Source organism: Chryseobacterium sp. Leaf404 (assembly GCF_001424145.1).
Taxonomy (GTDB): domain Bacteria; phylum Bacteroidota; class Bacteroidia; order Flavobacteriales; family Weeksellaceae; genus Chryseobacterium.
Genome location: NZ_LMQM01000004.1, coordinates 14,681 through 30,691, shown reverse-complemented (window position 1 = coordinate 30,691; position 16,011 = coordinate 14,681). Strand labels below are relative to the sequence as shown.

Here is a 16,011-nt window from a genome sequence, read left to right as displayed (position 1 = left end):
CTAAAACCAAATGATTTGTGCCTAACAGACTTACTGCTGCACAGATTGCAAATATTCTTACAGCTGACCTGATAGAAGGGATGATGGTTTACAACATTTCTCAGGACTGTCTTCAGATTAACACTGATGGTACAGCTGCTGGCTGGAAGTGCTTCAAAGAGCAAACCTGCCCGGATCTTTATTAAGTAATAATTTCAAAGCACAACGATATTCAACCAACATAAAAAAGTGAATCGTACACAGAGTTACAGGTAGAGGATTCTAGCCACACAGACTTAGTCACACTAAAAAAAAGAAAAAAAGAAAAAAAATGAGAATTTTGTTAACGCTCAGTATTTTGCAGAGCACAATGCTTGCCCACGCACAGGTGGCAATAGGAAAGCCGGGTATTTCCAATAATTCAGTATCGCTGGAGTTTGGAAGTAACCAGAACAGGGGTATGATTTTGCACTGGGTAACCAATGTTTCAAAACTTATCACAGCTGCAAACGGAATTATGGCTTATGATGTAGCAACGCACAAGGTAAAAGTTAAATATTCCGGCGGCTGGAAAGATCTTTCTGTTGATACTACAGGAAAAACTACGGATCCTGTGACCAACATCAATGGGATTACCATCCAGAATGCATCCGAGGAGTCTTCAGATGCGAAAGTGAGCATCGGGACACCTACTTCCACGCCTGGAATTTTGGTATTGGAAGACAAAAACAAAGCTATGGTTTTGCCTAAAGTTGCCAATCCGCAAACCAGCATCGTCAATCCGGCACCTGGGATGATGGTTTACGATACTACAAGAAAAGTTCTTGCTTTTTTTAACGGAACAGTCTGGTCTTTCTGGAAGGCTTAAGATTTTAAAGTAACATAAAAAAGGCTGTCAGAATTAATTTAAGGCAGCCTGTTTTTATCTTCCTATTTTCAGATTATCAGGCTTAAAAACAATCCCTCACCAGTTCCATATTCGCCATTACTCCCGCTACATTTCCCGTCAATACTGCATTGGCTACCGAGCGCATCACCGAAGAATTGTCGCCACAGACGAAAATTCCCGCAACGTTTGTTTTTTGAAACAAATCAGTTTTAACATGACCAAATTCTGTCAACTCACAACCTAAGTTTTCTGGAATATAAGAATGTTGCGCAAATAGAAATGCACCGTACACTGCTTTAAAATCAATTTCTTTTCCGTCTTCAAAAATCAGACTTTTTACGTAACCATTTTCATGTTTCAGTTCGGTAATTTCGGTTTCAATGATTTCGATTTTGTTGTTCTTCAATTTTTCTAACTGTTCTTCGGAAAACTCAGCTTTACCTCTTGTTAGAACCGTCACATTATCAGTTAGGTTTTTTACGAGTGAAGAAATATGAAACGCCTTATCACCATTAGCAATTATCCCAGTTTTTTTGCCTCTGTATTCATAACCATGGCAGTACGGGCAGTGAATCAGCGATATTCCCCAGGATTCTTTAAAACCTTTGATGTCTGGGATTTCATCCAAAATTCCTGTTGCCACAATCAGTTTTTTTGAATTAAATTGTTCACCGTCTTCAATCTCAATTTCAAAACCAAAATCAGTTTTTTTGGCCGAAACAGCTTTGCCGTCAAGAAATTCAACAGTTTCATATCTGGAAACCTGACTTTTCGCTAAAGCTGAAATTTCTTTAGGTGATTTTCCATCCTGAGTCAGGAAATTTTGAGAATGAGGTGTCTGTTCGTTGCAGGGTTTTCCGCTGTCGATGATCAAAGTTTTTCGCAGTGATCTTCCCAAAGCCATTGCAGCCGAAAGTCCGGCGTAGCTTCCGCCGATAATGATGACGTCGTATTGTGTTGGATTCATAATTTTTGATTTAAAAAAATTAAGACAAAATTTTGTTTGAAATGTTTGTCAAATTTAGATAAAATTTTTATTATTGCAACATTATCGCATTAATAAATATGAAAAGAAGAAGTACACCCGCAAAAGAAGCAGTCTTAAATGTTTTGGCAGATTCAAAAAAAGCGATGAGCCAGGAAGCTGTTATGAAAAAAGTTGCTGTAGATATGGATAGAGCGACGGTCTACCGCGTGCTGAACCGTTTCTGTGAAGACGGAATTCTCCACAGAATTGTTGCCGAAGATGGAAAACAGTATTTTGCTGTCTGCATTAAATGTGACGAAAAGAAATTGGCCGACCATCATTTTCATTTCAGATGCACAAAATGTGAAACAATAGAATGCTTGCCGATTGCCGTGCAGTTTTCTCTTGAGAAAGGGTATTCTGTGGAAAGTGTAAATTGTGTGTTGACGGGAGTTTGCAAAGAGTGTGCTTGAAATTTAATCAAAAACTATTTGATTTGATCTGAAATAAAAACGCCCTTCTGATTCATTTCTAAACCGTTTTCTGTCTTGGTGTACCAGTCAACGAATTTGTCATATTCTGCACTGTTTGCGGTTTGCCATGCATCAAATCCCTGCTCATCACCAATTTGAAAGAGATAGTGATTGTATGCATTAAAGACATTGTTGTCTTCCATTTTTTTTTGAAACTCAATGAGAATATTCGGGTAGTTTTTAATATCTTTAAGATAATATTCCTTCAGGAATCTTTCTCTCATTTTGGCAAAAGATGCAAGACTGAAACTATCGTGACCTATCACAGAAAAAAGTATATTTTTCTCAAAAACCATGCAGTAAGGCAGCTTCTCGTTGTTGACATCAGAAACATCTATTTGCACAGATTTACAAAAAGCGATTTGTACTTTATTTTGATTTTCAATTTTAATTGCCGTTTTGTATGTGTCAAAAAGCATCTTACTTATTTCTTTTGTGCGCTTTGTTGTTCGCTCGAGATTTACGAAAATTTCACCGTATATAAGTCCTTTCATGGTGTTTTGAGAATTCATGAAAAGTCTTCCTGCTCTGTAATAGTTTGACGGATAATTGGGCTCCACACGCATTCCTTTTTCGTAAGAAGCAATAGCTTCGTCGTATTTTTTTTCAAACTCAAAAACAACACCGCGCTCCAGATAGAGTCTTCCCGCATTCGGAAATTTTTTTAAACCTTCATCATAAATAGCAATAGCCTTCTCCGGCTTTTCAAGATAATCATAATTGTTTCCCAGCAGCTGATAATAATCGGCGCGGAGGTTTTCGTAATTTTTTATTTTTAGGAGTTGATCTATTGCTTTATTGTACTTTTTATTATAGGTGAAAGCTAATGCAATTTCGTAAGGATAGGTATATTCCTGCGGGTCAATTTTTTCGCATTCCCTGAGCATGGCAATGGCTTCATCATATTTTTCTGCATCAATCAGTTTTACCGCATCGTATACTTTTTCGCATTTATAGGTTTTGTCCTGAGCACAAATTTGATGAACTGCAAATAAAAAAATAACGAAAACAAAGACTTTTTTCATGGAAACAGAAGGATTTAGTTTTATGTAAATATCGAAATTTTTCTCCGAACTTTGAATATTTCTCTAAATTTTATCAGGAATCTTCATCTGTCATCTTATGAGCCGTATTTAGGATTAAAATTCAATCTGCTTTGTCTATGTAGTGTATAGAATGATCTGTACAAGAATTAAAACAGCAATTATTGAAATTCTCACATAAGCATTTTCTGAAAATCTGTTGCGGATGACCTTGATGTTATTGATTTTCTCAATTGTAAATTCCCTTAGTTTGTAAATGTCTGTAAAACTGTTTACTGCAGCGGTTTATGAATGGATTTCAGATTCATTTAGCGTGGAGGCAACGTTAATCAGATTGACGTTGCTCATCAAAAGCCAGCCAAACAGCAATATTGAAACAAATAAAAGGGAATGTATGACAAATTTCATTACAGCATTTATTTAGAGGATGGATTATTCCAAAATTACTGAGAAGGTTCTTAAAAATGAAATATTCAGTTAAATATTATGCAATTATTTGGATTCATTGTAATGAAATATCTCTAAAAATTTAAATAAAATTTCACACACCAAAACTTTCAAAATCTTTAAATTTGTCAGCACAAAAAGATATTTAATGTTTAGGAAAATTTCTATTGCGGCAGTTACTTTCATCTCTTTAATGACGGTAAATGCGCAGAAAAATAAAAAATCTCAATTAGAAAAACCAAAATTGGTTGTCGGTTTGGTGATCGATCAGATGAGGTGGGATTACCTCTACCGTTTTTATGATAAGTACGGTGAAGATGGGTTTAAAAGAATGCTCAACAAAGGTTTTTCGTTTAATAATGTGATGATTCCTTATGTTCCGACGGTTACGGCAATCGGTCATACCACTATTTATACTGGTTCGGTTCCTGCTATTCACGGGATTGCGGGAAATGACTGGACGGATAAACAAACCGGGAAAAACGTGTACTGTACTGCAGACGCAGATGCAAAAGGAGTGGGTACTAATGACAAGATAGGTGGTCATTCCCCGAAAAATCTCTGGAGCACTACTATCACAGATCAGCTGAGAATTGCAAGTAATTATGAATCTAAAGTGGTCGGCGTTTCACTGAAAGACAGAGCGTCTATTTTACCGGCCGGACATAATCCGACAGGTGCTTTCTGGTTTGATGAAACCAACGGAAATTTTGTGACAAGTTCTTATTACATGAGCAGTTTGCCGGATTGGGTAAATAAATTCAATGATCGAAAGTTAGCAGAAAAATTAGTTGCCAACGGATGGAATACTTTATTACCCATCACCGAATACACAGAAAGTACAAGAGACGACGTGCCTTGGGAAAAACCTGTGGGAACTGCGAAAAATCCTACTTTCCCCTATAACAATCTTGCGGCAGATTTTGCATTAAATAAAGGTGTTTTGAGAACAACACCTTTTGGAAATACGTATACATTAAAATTTGCAGAAGCCGCTATTGATGGATATCAATTGGGCAAAGATCAAATTACTGATTTTCTTGCCATCAACGTTGCTTCCACAGATTACGTAGGTCACGCTTACGGACCCAATGCGATTGAAGTGGAAGACACGTACTTAAGACTGGATATAGAATTAGCAAATTTCTTTAAAATGCTTGACCAAAAAGTAGGGAAAGGCGAATATTTGGTTTTCCTTTCTGCTGACCACGGTGGAGCGCACGCGGAGGGTTACATGAAAGAAAATAAAATGCTGTCCGGATTTTTTGATGACGGTTTAGAGAAAAATTTAGGTGCCGAATTGGAAACAAAATACGCCTCAAGCAAATTAATTTTAGGAATTGATAATTATCAGATTTACCTAAATCATCAGTTGATTAACGAGAAAAAGCTGGATGAATCTGCGGTTAAAAAAAGCATCATCGAGAATCTCAACAAAGACTCACGCGTTTTATTCGCTGTAGATTTGAAGGAAGCCGGCAGCGCACCCATTCCGGAACCGATTAAGTCCAGAGTGATCAATGGTTACAACTGGCAGCGAAGCGGCGATATTCAAATCGTTTCTCATGACGGAATGCTGCCTACTTATGCTAAAAAAGGAACCACACACAGTGTATGGAATTCTTACGATGCCCACATTCCACTGATTTTTATGGGCTGGAAAGTTCCGCAGGGAGAAAGCAATGCGCCACATTTTATGACGGATATTGCACCAACCATCGCACAGTTTTTAAGAATTGAAAACCCAAGTGGAAACGTTGGCCAACCGTTGACGGAAGTTTTAGGGAAATAATTTATTGAAATGCAAACAGAACCCCGCAAATTTAATTTGCGGGGATTCTTTATTTTTATAAACCTTCAGGGCTTTAAAAACCTTGAAGGTTTGTGTTTTAGCGAAAAATTTTACGAAAACTATTCAGCAGTATCATTTTCATCATCAGTATCATTTTCATCATCGTCTTCATATTGCTCGATGTAGTACGCAAAAGAAAAATCTTCCACTTCATCTTCGGCATCCTCCAAAGTTGTCAGAAGATCTTCAAAAATTTCAAGCTGATCAACGCTCATATTAACAAATTCAAGATGCAGAGGCATTTCCAGTTCGCCGGAAATCACATCAGAAAGTGCATCCAGATTATCCCCAAAATGCTCCGGAAGTTTTACTTTTTCTTTCAGCTGCGTATAAAAATCTTCGTAATCACCAAGGTCTGCGAAGTCGATGTATATTGTGTTCATAGTTTAATTTTTAAGAGTTGCAAAGGTAAGAGTTTATGAATTTAATTGAACTCCCAGTTTTTATTTTTAAGAAAAGTCTTGCATTTTTTACAGAAATCAATCTCTTCATCGGTTGGGTTTTTTCCTTCTGCGTCTCTCATAAAGCATGTTTTTTCCGGACAATGGTCAAGACCTTGTGTATGCCCAATCTCGTGGATTGCCACTTTAAAAAACTGTTCGTTCTTATTTTTTTTATTTAATCTGAAACTTGATGCAACACAGGATTTCCCTGGTCGAAAGCCTAACCCCATGACTCCGAAATCTTTCACTACTCCCTTTGTTGTGCTAATGTCTTTGGTTGTTAAGCCAATTTTTACAAATCCAGTTTCTGTGTTCTGACTTAAATATTTAATGATGGAATCTGCTCTGTATCGATTTCTGTCTTTATAATAAGCTTCTTTCGGCAGATCGATAGATTCCAAAACTTTTATGTGTGGATAAACATTTTTAATTTGATCAGCAACACATTTTGTGGTTTCCGAATTCATGTCTTTGAAAGGTTGAATCAAAATAACAACTCCTTTTTTGTCCTTAACGGGGTTGCTCTTTTTATCGCTGCAAGAGTTGCTTAGTAAAAAGAGAAGTGCGAAAAGCAAAAATTTACTGTTTTTCAAAACTTTTATAATGATTTTTAGTCAAATAAACATCTCCTTTTTTAGTGAAAACAATTCGGTCTGAATTTCTGTTTCTGCAACGGTAATTAACATCGGCTTCAAAATACTTTTCGCCTTTCGGCAGTTTTCCTTCACGGTTTCCAAAGTAATCTCCGCCAATTGCTTTTCCAGGCAAAACTTCACACAGATTTCCTTTTGAAGGATTCCAGCCCTGTTTTTTTGCTTCGTTTTTGGTTAAATAATAATCAGGAAGCTTATGATTTTTTTTCACATAACTAATTACTGTTGTCGCTTCAGTGATCGAATAAATTTCCCTATTGTTTTCAACTTTATTTTCTTGCTTGTAATCAGAATTATTTGAAGTTTTGGAATTTTCTTCAGTTTTGACAGGATCTTTCTTCTCTGCAATAAAATTATTATAAACATACATCGCAGACATTCCGAAAAGAAGTCCGAGACAGGCGAAAAAGAGGGATCGTGTTTTAGAATTCATAATATTCAATTTAACAATTTAACAATGTATCAATGTAACAATCAATTGGTAAACTGCTACAATGGTAAATTGTTACATTAATTAATTTCTCCACTCCTCCGGAATATCACACACCGGAATCGGATTGATTTTATGTTGTGCAGCTTTATTCATTCTGCTGAAAATTTTAAAGACCTCCAAATCTCTACCGTCGTAATCCGCTTCCGTTTTTGTTCCCCATTCTTTCTGAATTTTTTCAAGTTCAGGATAAGTGGCTCCAATCTGCATTTCGTCGGTTCTTTCGGCATCCCAAAGACCATCTGTAGGAATCGCTTCCTGAATGTTTTTAACCAGATTTAAAGCTTTCGCCAAGGCATAAACTTCTGTTTTATAAAGATCTGCAATAGGAGAGATGTCAACCCCGCCGTCGCCGTATTTTGTATAAAAACCGATTCCAAAATCCTCCACTTTATTGCCTGTTCCACATACTAAAAGTCCGTTGATTTGTCCGTAATAGTACAGGGTAAGCATTCTCAAACGGCTTCTGGTATTCGCAAAAGCCAGTTTTTCATTTGGAAATTCATCGTCATGAACATCAAACGTTTTATACAGTTCTTCGAAGGCCGGGGTCAGATTCACAGACATTGCTTCAACATTAGGGAATCTGGATTTTAAATCATTCATGTGTTCCCACGCACGGTTTACCTGATCTTCTTTCTGACGGATGGGCATTTCAATCAGTAAGGTCTTTAAACCCGTCATCGCTGCCAAGGTAGAAACCACTCCTGAGTCTACACCACCGGAAACTCCCAAAACATAACCTTTTACACCTGATTTTTCGGCATAATCTTTCAACCAGTGTACAATATGATCAATTACTTTTTGTGTCTGCATTATTTATATTTTTAATATTTAAAATTTTCTTTTTTAAGTTCAAACCAAAAGCAGTTATCGCCTTCATCGATGAACGTTCCTTTTTCTTCAAAACCCAGCTTTCTCAAAACATGATTGGAAGCGTGGTTTTCAACATCAGCATACGCAAAAATTGTTTCAAGTTTCATTTCAATAAAACCATAATTCAAAACTGCAACTGAAGTTTCTGAAGCATATCCTTTTCCCCAGTATTCTGGTGTGAATCGATAGCCAAGATCGTGAATATTCTGATGATTGTTGATTTCTTTGATCAGTTTTAAACCGCTCCAGCCAATCAGTTTTCCGTTTTCCTTTAAAATAACAGCCCATCTTCCGATTCCGTTTTCTGTATATTGATTTCGGATGCTTTCAATCATGGCTGCACTTTGGCTGATGTCGGTCAATGGTTTTATTCCGACATATTTTACCACTTCAGGGTTGCTATCCATTGCGAAAAATGCTTCCACATCTTCAGGAATTATTTCCCTCAGGATAAGTCTTTCGGTTTCAATGAATATTTTTGCCATTAATTTTACTTATTTTTGTAAACTTAAATTTCATGTAAAAATAATGAAGATTTTTAGAATTGCGGCAGTTTCATGCCTTTTAGTTTTAGCTTTAAATTCATGTAAAAAAGAAAATGAAGCACAGTGGAAGGTGGAAATCACGCAACCTGCTGAGAAAGTTTCCATGACCGATATTTCAAAGGAGTTTTTTGATTCTAAAGTTTCTCTGGAGCAGTTTCAGACGAAATTTCCTTGGTTTCAGGGAAGTGTTCCGAATGAAGATTTTGCAAAGAGACGAACTGATCCTCAGGAAATTAAACTGTATCAGGAAGCGGCTTCAAAAATCGACCAGGCAAAGCTTGAGAAAGATTTAAATGACCTTTTTTCGCACATCAAATATTATTTTCCAAAATTTAAAACTCCAAAAGTTTTTCTTTTTTCATCTTCATTACAAATGATTCAGGAGCCGATTTTATATGATGAAAAAACCAATTTTCTTTTTGTAGACATTACAGGATTTATGGGTTTTAAAAATCCAAATTACAAAGGACTGGAGCTGTATTTTCAAAAATCAATGAACCCCAGCAATATCGTTCCTAAGATTTCAAGAATTTTTGCGGAGAAGATTGTTCCTTTTTCAACTGATCATCAGAAATTTGTTGATTTAATGATTTACAGCGGAAAAGTGATGATGCTTCAGGATGCTTTTTTACCGGAAACTCCGGATTATCTGAAAATGGATTACACGAAAGAGCAGTACGATTGGGCAAAAAATAATGAAGCCAACGTGTACAATTATTTTGTTGAAAGTAATCTTATTTTCGGCGATGATCACCGTTTGGTGGAAAGATTTATCAATCCCGGACCGTTCTCAAAATTTTATACGGAAATAGATAATGAATCTTCACCAATGATTGGCGTTTTCACGGGATGGCAGATCTGCAAATCCTATTTCAGCAAAAATCAGGATACAAAACTTCAGGATTTTATAAAGAAAGACGCTACTCAGATTTTTAATGAAGCGGGATATAAGCCGAAGTTTGAGGAGTAGGGAAGTGGGGAGATGAGCAGTATAATTTAGACAGAAAAATAAATATTAGAAAATAGAGAAATGAGAAAAACTCAGATTACAATAGACGTGGAGCTGGACGAAAATCACGTTCCCGAAAACATCACGTGGAACGCAGAAGACGGCGGCATCAATAAACAGGATACGAAAGCTTTTATGATTTCTGTTTGGGACGAAAAAGCAAAAGAAGCTTTAAGAATCGACCTTTGGACAAAAGAAATGCCCGTAGACCAAATGAAAATGTTTATGCACCAGATTTTCGTTTCAATGGGAAATACCTACCAGAGAGCAACAGGCGAAGAAGATGTTGCAGAGTGGATCGAGCAGATGGCTGAAGAGTTTGCGATAAAATCGGCAATAAAAATGTAATAAATGCTGGGTGCCGGATGCAGGATGTTGTAAGTTTAAGACATCCAGCTTCCATCATCCAGCTTCCAACCAAAATTATAATACAATGAATTTCAATACAAAAGTAATACACGGTGGGCAACATCATGAATCTGCAACTGGTTCTGTGAATGTTCCTGTTTTTTTAACGTCAACTTTCGCACAGAAAAGTCCGGGAGTGCATTCGGGATATGAATACTCAAGAGCGGCAAACCCTACAAGACAGGCTTTGGAAGACTCTTTGGCGAGCATCGAGAACGGAACAAGAGGTTTGGCTTTCGGGTCCGGTCTGGCTGCGATTGACTGTGTTTTAAAATTATTAAATCCAGGCGATGAGGTCGTTGCTGTAGACGATTTATACGGTGGAACTTACAGAATGTTCACCAGACTTTTCGAAAAATATCAGCTGAAATTTATCTTTGTGAATTTTGATGATGTTTCAAAAATTTCGGATGTAATTACAGATAAAACCAAATTAATCTGGATTGAAACTCCAACCAACCCGTTAATGAAGCTGGTTGACATTAAAGCTGTTGTAGAAATCGCAAAAGGAAAAGATATTTTAGTTGCGGTTGATAATACGTTTGCAACGCCTTATCTTCAAAGACCAATCGATTTAGGTGCGGATATTGTGATGCACTCGGCTACAAAATATTTAGGAGGTCACTCGGATGTGATTGCCGGAGCTTTGATCGCTAAAGACGCTGAACTGGGAGAAAAACTTCACTTCATTCAGTTTGCGAGCGGCGGAATTTTAGGTCCACACGATTCTTATTTGGTTTTAAGAGGTATTAAAACCTTGGCATTAAGAGTCCAGAGACATTCTGAAAACGGAATGGCTGTAGCAAAATACCTTGAATCTCATCCTGCAGTTGCGCAGGTAGTTTATCCGGGATTGGAATCTCATCCGCAATACGAACTGGCAAAAACTCAGATGAAAGATTTTGGTGGAATGGTTTCTTTCACTTTCAAATCAGGAAAAAAAGAAGACGCTATCAGATTTTTAGAGAGAGTAAAAGTATTCACTCTTGCTGAATCTTTGGGAGGAGTAGAATCTTTGGCAAATCATCCTGCGCTGATGACTCATGCTTCTATTCCTGCAGAAAAACGTGCAGAATTGGGAATTACCGATGATTTGGTTCGTTTAAGCGTAGGAATTGAAGATGCAGAAGATTTGATCGCAGATTTGGAAAGAGCATTTTCTTAATTGTAAATAATATCTGATGAGAAAGATGCATATTGTGCTGTTCCTTATTTTAAGCCAGATTGTTTTCTCTCAGGTGAAAAATACCGATGAGTTGTACAAAACGGCTAAGAAATTAGACAGTTTGATTTTTGATTTAGGATTTAATAAATGTGATCTTTCTCATTACGATTCCATCATCAGCAACGACCTCGAATTTTATCACGATAAAGGCGGAATTACATCCGGAAAAGAGGCTTTCACAGCGTCGATAAAAAATAATATCTGCGGCGGACCGAATAAAGTGAAGCGGGAATTGGTTCCCGACAGCATGAAAGTTTTCCCGATGTACAAAAACAATGTTCTGTATGCATTCATTCAGGAAGGCGAGCATGATTTTGCTGAATTTTACGAAGGAAAATGGCACAGAGGAAGCCGCGCAAAATTCAATATTTTATGGATTTTGGAAGGTGAAAACTGGAAAATGAAACGTGTTTTGAGTTACGACCATCATCTATAATCAACTTTGTCAAAGTTTTCAAGTGTATTATGACAAGAAAAGCAAATCAAAAAGACTTAATTCAATTATCAGAATTATTCGACCAATACAGAGTTTTTTACAATAAAGATTCCGATATTCCTGCTGCTGAAATTTTTTTGAAAGAAAGAATTGAAAATAAGGATTCCGAAATTTTTGTAGTTGAAAACGAGGATAGGTTGGTTGGCTTTGTTCAGCTTTATCCATTGTTTTCCTCAACAAGAATGAAGCGGTATTGGCTGTTGAATGATCTGTTTGTTAATGAAAACTATAGGGGAAAAGGTTTTTCAAAACAGTTAATCGAAAAAGCCCAATATTGGGCAAAATCTACAAATTCAGCAGGAATTCTCCTCGAAACCGGAAAATCAAATGATATCGGAAACCAATTATATCCAGCCTGTGGATTTGAACTCTACGATGACGTAAATTTCTACGAATGGAAAATTTCATAATGTAACAATTTACCAATGTGAGAGTTTACCAATTTTTTTAGTTGCTACATTGCTAAACTGATACATTGTTACATTAAAAATATTACTCATTACTCATTACTCATATTAAAGATGACCGATTTCCAAAAATACATCCAGAGATATTTAGATTTAATTCCATCAGAAAACTGGTTGGGAGAATTAAAAATTATTGGTGGGAAAACTGTTTCTCTGTATTCTTATTTAACAGAAAATCAATCAAAATTTGCTTATGCCGAAGGAAAATGGACTTTAAAAGAAGTACTTCTCCATTTGTCCGATACTGAAAGGATATTTCAATACCGGATTTTATCTTTTGCAAGGGGAGAAAAGTCTGATTTGCCTGGTTTTGATGAAGAAAAATATGCAGCAAATTCATTCGCAAACGATAGAAGTTTGGAATCTTTGCTGGAAGAATATCAATGGGTAAGAAAATCTTCTCAGATTCTGCTCGAAACTTTAAATCCTCAAGTTTTAAAAAATACAGGCATTGCCAATGGAAACCAGATTTCTGTTGAAACCATTTGTAAATTAATTGTTGGTCATAATATTCATCATTTGAATGTGGTGGAGGAAAGGTATTTGCCGAAATTGTGAGCATTTGCATCACACGAGTTTATAAATAAAACATCTGAATTTTTTCATAATACATAATCAATAGGAACGGGCTTTAGCCCGTTTTCTCATTTAAATGTTCATTGGCTTTAGCCAAAATATAAAAAATTACTATTTTTAGCAAAACTACACAAATGCCTTTCATTAAAATTTATATCCATGTCGTATTTTCTACTTCTAATCGAACACCATTTTTAAATACTAAGTATTTAAGAGTGAAAGTTTGGAGACACATTAAAGAAAATGCATCTGATAAAGGAATTTTTATGGACATGGTCAATGGGTATTCCGATCATTGTCACTGCCTGATTTCTTTAGGTTCAAATCAAAATATAGAAAAAATTGTTCAATTGATAAAGGGAGAATCTTCTCATTGGATTAATAAAAATAATCTAACAAAAGAGAAATTTTCCTGGCAAGACGAGTATTTTGCGGTTTCAGTTTCAGAGTCGAAAACAGAATTAGTAAGAAATTATATTAAAAATCAGGAAAAACATCATCAGCACAAAAGTTTTGCAGACGAGTTTCAAGAGTTTATTGAAAAATATAATTTTAAAATGTAAGTTTTGGCTAAAGCCTGATGAATGCTTAATTTTGAAGGCGGGCTAAAGCCCACCCCTATTGAATTATGGAAAACATCATACAAATATTAAAATCCGGCGGTACCATCCTTTATCCCACCGACACCATCTGGGGAATCGGCTGTGATGCCACAAACGTCGACGCCATCAACAAAATCTTCGATATCAAAAAGCGCGATAAAAATAAATCGATGATTATTTTGGTGGAATCTGAAAAGAGGCTTCAAGATTTGGTTGACGTTCCGGAAATGGCTTGGGAAATTATGGATTTAAGTGAAAAACCGGTTACTTTAGTGTATCAAAACCCAAGAGGTTTGCCTCAGGAATTGCTTGCAGAAGACGGAAGCATCGGAATACGCCTTGTAAAAGATTTGTATTGCAAAAAACTGATTACAAAACTTAATAAGCCATTAGTTTCTACATCAGCTAATTTCAGTGGCGATAAAAGTCCTTTGAGATTTTCTGATATTTCTCCCGAAATTATTGACCTTGTGGATTATGCAGTAGAAGAAAACAGAGAGAAAGTTTCAGAATATTCAGGCTCTTCGGTGATAAAAATCTGGAGTGATAACAGGATAAAAGTTTTGAGAGAGTAATGTAGTGTCGCACAGATTTCACAGATTTTCACGGATTTTTTTATACGTTATTGTTTAAAACTCAATCATTAAAACTTCTTCGATGCGCCCAGAATGAAGTTTATAAGATAATTATAAATAAACGATGTCAGGCTGAGCCTGTCGAAGCCTTCAATCTTATTTGCTCTAAATATTTTCAATGTATAAAACTTTAAAACTCATGTGACTACTGTATCAAAAAATCTTTTGTGACTTTGTAGTATGAAGTACATTTATCGCAGATTTGAACAGAGACTTGGGACGTCCAAACTGAAAATCTTTGATTTTCAAACTTATGTGATCTAAATATTTTCAAAGTATTAAATTTAAACTTATGTGACTGATGTGTCATAATCTTTTGTGACTTTTGACTTCGTCTAATTTTCAATTTGTGGTTAAGAAACTTACCGTAAATATTTATCTTTGTACATTAATTATCATCCCGCATAAACAATGTTCATCAACCTCAATCAAAATCAAAACCTCAAACTTTTCAAAATCATTTCTGAAGTCGCTGCAGCCAATAACCAATCGGTGTACATCGTTGGTGGCTATGTGCGTGATCTTTTAATGAAAAGAAAAGCGTCAACAGACATCGATTTTGTAACCGAACAGAGCGGAATTGACCTGGCTCAAAATGTAGGAAAGGAAATTGATCCGAAAATGAAAGTTTCCGTTTTTAAAACCTACGGAACGGCGATGATCAGATACAAAGACCTCGAACTGGAATTTGTTGGAGCAAGGAAGGAAAGTTATACCGAAGACAGCCGCAAACCGGAAGTGGAAGGAGGAACCATTGAAGACGATCAGAAAAGAAGGGATTTTACCATTAATGCGATGGCGATTTCTCTAAATAAAGATAATTTCGGTGAACTGATTGATCCTTTTGATGGGATTGGTGATTTGCAGAAAGAAATCCTCAAAACACCTTTAGAACCGGCACAAACCTATTCCGACGATCCGTTGAGAATGATGAGAGCAGTTCGTTTTGCATCAACTTTACATTTTACCATAGAAGAAAATTCTCTTGAAGCCATAAAACAGGAAGCCGAAAGAATCAAAATTGTTTCCATGGAAAGAATTATGGTTGAATTTAATAAAATCATGCTTTCTCAGAAACCTTCGGTGGGTTTAAAATTAATGGAAGAAACAGGTTTAATGAAACTCATTATTCCGGAACTGATTGATCTGAAAGGCGTGGAAGAAGTGGAAGGGCAAACGCACAAAGACAATTTTTACCACACTTTGGAAGTGGTCGACAATATTTCAGAGAATACCGACAATCTTTGGCTTCGCTGGGCGGCATTGCTCCACGATATCGGAAAAGCTCCAACCAAAAAATTTGTGGAAGGAACAGGCTGGACTTTCCACGGGCACGAGTTTTTAGGTTCAAAAATGGTCAAAACTTTATTTCAGAAACTGAAATTACCGTTGAATGCAGATATGAAATACGTTCAGAAAATGGTAAAACTTTCATCACGTCCAATCGCTTTGGTTACCGATGATGCTTCAGATTCTGCACTGAGGAGGCTTTTGTTTGATGCAGGCGAAGATCTGGAAGACTTATTTACACTTTGCAAGGCAGATATTACCACCAAAAATTCCAGAAAACAGGAAAGATTTAAGAAGAATTTCCAGTATGTGGCTGTGAAAATAAAAGAGGTGGAAGAAAAAGATCAGGTAAGAAATTTCCAGCCGCCTATTTCCGGTGAAGAAATTATGGAGATGTTTAATCTGAAACCCGGTCGTGAAATCGGAATTTTAAAAGAAAAAGTGAAGGAAGCAATTCTGGAAGGCGAGATTGGAAATGACAGTGAAGAAGCAAGAAGATTTGTGATTTCTGAAGCAGAAAAGCTCGGTCTCAGTTTAGTTTAAAAGTAATGCTTCAGCTTAAAAATGTTTAAAGATCTTCCGAATT

Annotated in this window: 20 protein-coding genes; 13 read left to right on the top strand and 7 right to left on the bottom strand. The window is 36.3% G+C overall.

Features of this window, described 5'->3' with window-relative positions; translation table 11 throughout:
* Window positions 1–17 precede the first annotated feature (17 nt).
* On the top strand, window positions 18–185 hold the full coding sequence (locus ASG31_RS18510) for a hypothetical protein (RefSeq protein ID WP_157844440.1): 168 nt from the start codon (window positions 18–20) through the stop codon (window positions 183–185).
* Between the two features lie 125 nt (window positions 186–310).
* On the top strand, window positions 311–847 hold the full coding sequence (locus ASG31_RS04895; RefSeq protein ID WP_056028767.1) for a hypothetical protein: 537 nt from the start codon (window positions 311–313) through the stop codon (window positions 845–847).
* A gap of 82 nt (window positions 848–929) precedes the next feature.
* On the opposite strand, the gene ASG31_RS04890 is transcribed toward ASG31_RS04895, so the two are convergent.
* On the bottom strand, window positions 930–1,835 hold the full coding sequence (locus ASG31_RS04890) for an NAD(P)/FAD-dependent oxidoreductase (protein ID WP_056028765.1): 906 nt from the start codon (window positions 1,833–1,835) through the stop codon (window positions 930–932).
* A 98-nt stretch (window positions 1,836–1,933) separates the two neighbouring features.
* Between ASG31_RS04890 and ASG31_RS04885 the strand changes: the two genes are divergently transcribed.
* The gene (locus ASG31_RS04885; RefSeq protein WP_056028763.1) at window positions 1,934–2,308 is read left to right on the top strand and encodes a Fur family transcriptional regulator; all 375 of its coding nucleotides are present in this window, start codon (window positions 1,934–1,936) and stop codon (window positions 2,306–2,308) included.
* 14 nt (window positions 2,309–2,322) lie between these two features.
* On the opposite strand, the gene ASG31_RS04880 is transcribed toward ASG31_RS04885, so the two are convergent.
* Window positions 2,323–3,393: a tetratricopeptide repeat protein gene (locus ASG31_RS04880; RefSeq protein ID WP_056028761.1), complete on the bottom strand. Its 1,071-nt coding sequence runs from the start codon at window positions 3,391–3,393 to the stop codon at window positions 2,323–2,325.
* 613 nt (window positions 3,394–4,006) lie between these two features.
* Here ASG31_RS04880 and pafA point away from each other — a divergent pair.
* Window positions 4,007–5,650, top strand: coding sequence for an alkaline phosphatase PafA (gene pafA, locus ASG31_RS04875; RefSeq protein WP_056028759.1), 1,644 nt, complete (start codon window positions 4,007–4,009; stop codon window positions 5,648–5,650).
* A gap of 119 nt (window positions 5,651–5,769) precedes the next feature.
* Here pafA and ASG31_RS04870 read toward each other — a convergent pair whose 3' ends face one another.
* The 5 genes from ASG31_RS04870 to ASG31_RS04850 all read right to left on the bottom strand — a co-directional run bounded on the left by ASG31_RS04870 (window position 5,770) and on the right by ASG31_RS04850 (window position 8,657).
* Window positions 5,770–6,093, bottom strand: coding sequence for a barstar family protein (locus ASG31_RS04870; protein ID WP_056028756.1), 324 nt, complete (start codon window positions 6,091–6,093; stop codon window positions 5,770–5,772).
* Window positions 6,094–6,134: 41 nt separating this feature from the next.
* The gene (locus tag ASG31_RS04865) at window positions 6,135–6,620 is read right to left on the bottom strand and encodes a matrixin family metalloprotease (protein WP_231433815.1); all 486 of its coding nucleotides are present in this window, start codon (window positions 6,618–6,620) and stop codon (window positions 6,135–6,137) included.
* 112 nt (window positions 6,621–6,732) lie between these two features.
* Window positions 6,733–7,239 carry a ribonuclease domain-containing protein gene (locus ASG31_RS04860; RefSeq protein ID WP_056028752.1) on the bottom strand — a complete coding sequence of 169 codons (507 nt, stop codon included), beginning with the start codon at window positions 7,237–7,239 and terminating at the stop codon, window positions 6,733–6,735.
* 81 nt (window positions 7,240–7,320) lie between these two features.
* Window positions 7,321–8,112, bottom strand: coding sequence for an NAD(+) synthase (nadE, locus tag ASG31_RS04855; RefSeq protein ID WP_056028749.1), 792 nt, complete (start codon window positions 8,110–8,112; stop codon window positions 7,321–7,323).
* Window positions 8,113–8,123: 11 nt separating this feature from the next.
* Entirely contained in the window at window positions 8,124–8,657 is a 534-nt protein-coding gene (locus ASG31_RS04850) for a GNAT family N-acetyltransferase (RefSeq protein ID WP_056028747.1), read from the bottom strand.
* Window positions 8,658–8,700: 43 nt separating this feature from the next.
* Here ASG31_RS04850 and ASG31_RS04845 point away from each other — a divergent pair, with 43 nt between their 5' ends.
* The 9 genes from ASG31_RS04845 (at window position 8,701) to ASG31_RS04805 (ending at window position 15,968) form a co-directional block, all read left to right on the top strand.
* On the top strand, window positions 8,701–9,687 hold the full coding sequence (locus ASG31_RS04845; RefSeq protein ID WP_056028867.1) for a hypothetical protein: 987 nt from the start codon (window positions 8,701–8,703) through the stop codon (window positions 9,685–9,687).
* A gap of 60 nt (window positions 9,688–9,747) precedes the next feature.
* On the top strand, window positions 9,748–10,074 hold the full coding sequence (gene gldC, locus ASG31_RS04840; protein ID WP_056028746.1) for a gliding motility protein GldC: 327 nt from the start codon (window positions 9,748–9,750) through the stop codon (window positions 10,072–10,074).
* A 10-nt stretch (window positions 10,075–10,084) separates the two neighbouring features.
* On the top strand, window positions 10,085–11,299 hold the full coding sequence (locus ASG31_RS04835; protein WP_262483837.1) for a cystathionine gamma-synthase: 1,215 nt from the start codon (window positions 10,085–10,087) through the stop codon (window positions 11,297–11,299).
* A 16-nt stretch (window positions 11,300–11,315) separates the two neighbouring features.
* On the top strand, window positions 11,316–11,795 hold the full coding sequence (locus ASG31_RS04830) for a nuclear transport factor 2 family protein (protein WP_056028742.1): 480 nt from the start codon (window positions 11,316–11,318) through the stop codon (window positions 11,793–11,795).
* A gap of 29 nt (window positions 11,796–11,824) precedes the next feature.
* Window positions 11,825–12,265: a GNAT family N-acetyltransferase gene (locus ASG31_RS04825; RefSeq protein WP_056028739.1), complete on the top strand. Its 441-nt coding sequence runs from the start codon at window positions 11,825–11,827 to the stop codon at window positions 12,263–12,265.
* A 111-nt stretch (window positions 12,266–12,376) separates the two neighbouring features.
* Window positions 12,377–12,880 carry a DinB family protein gene (locus ASG31_RS04820; protein ID WP_056028736.1) on the top strand — a complete coding sequence of 168 codons (504 nt, stop codon included), beginning with the start codon at window positions 12,377–12,379 and terminating at the stop codon, window positions 12,878–12,880.
* Between the two features lie 152 nt (window positions 12,881–13,032).
* Window positions 13,033–13,461 carry an IS200/IS605 family transposase gene (gene tnpA, locus ASG31_RS04815; RefSeq protein ID WP_056028732.1) on the top strand — a complete coding sequence of 143 codons (429 nt, stop codon included), beginning with the start codon at window positions 13,033–13,035 and terminating at the stop codon, window positions 13,459–13,461.
* Between the two features lie 65 nt (window positions 13,462–13,526).
* Window positions 13,527–14,075, top strand: a complete 549-nt coding sequence (locus ASG31_RS04810; RefSeq protein WP_056028729.1) for an L-threonylcarbamoyladenylate synthase — start codon at window positions 13,527–13,529, stop codon at window positions 14,073–14,075.
* Window positions 14,076–14,546: 471 nt separating this feature from the next.
* Window positions 14,547–15,968 (top strand): CCA tRNA nucleotidyltransferase, encoded by a 1,422-nt coding sequence (locus ASG31_RS04805; RefSeq protein WP_056028726.1) that lies wholly within the window; start codon window positions 14,547–14,549, stop codon window positions 15,966–15,968.
* Window positions 15,969–16,011: the final 43 nt, after the last annotated feature.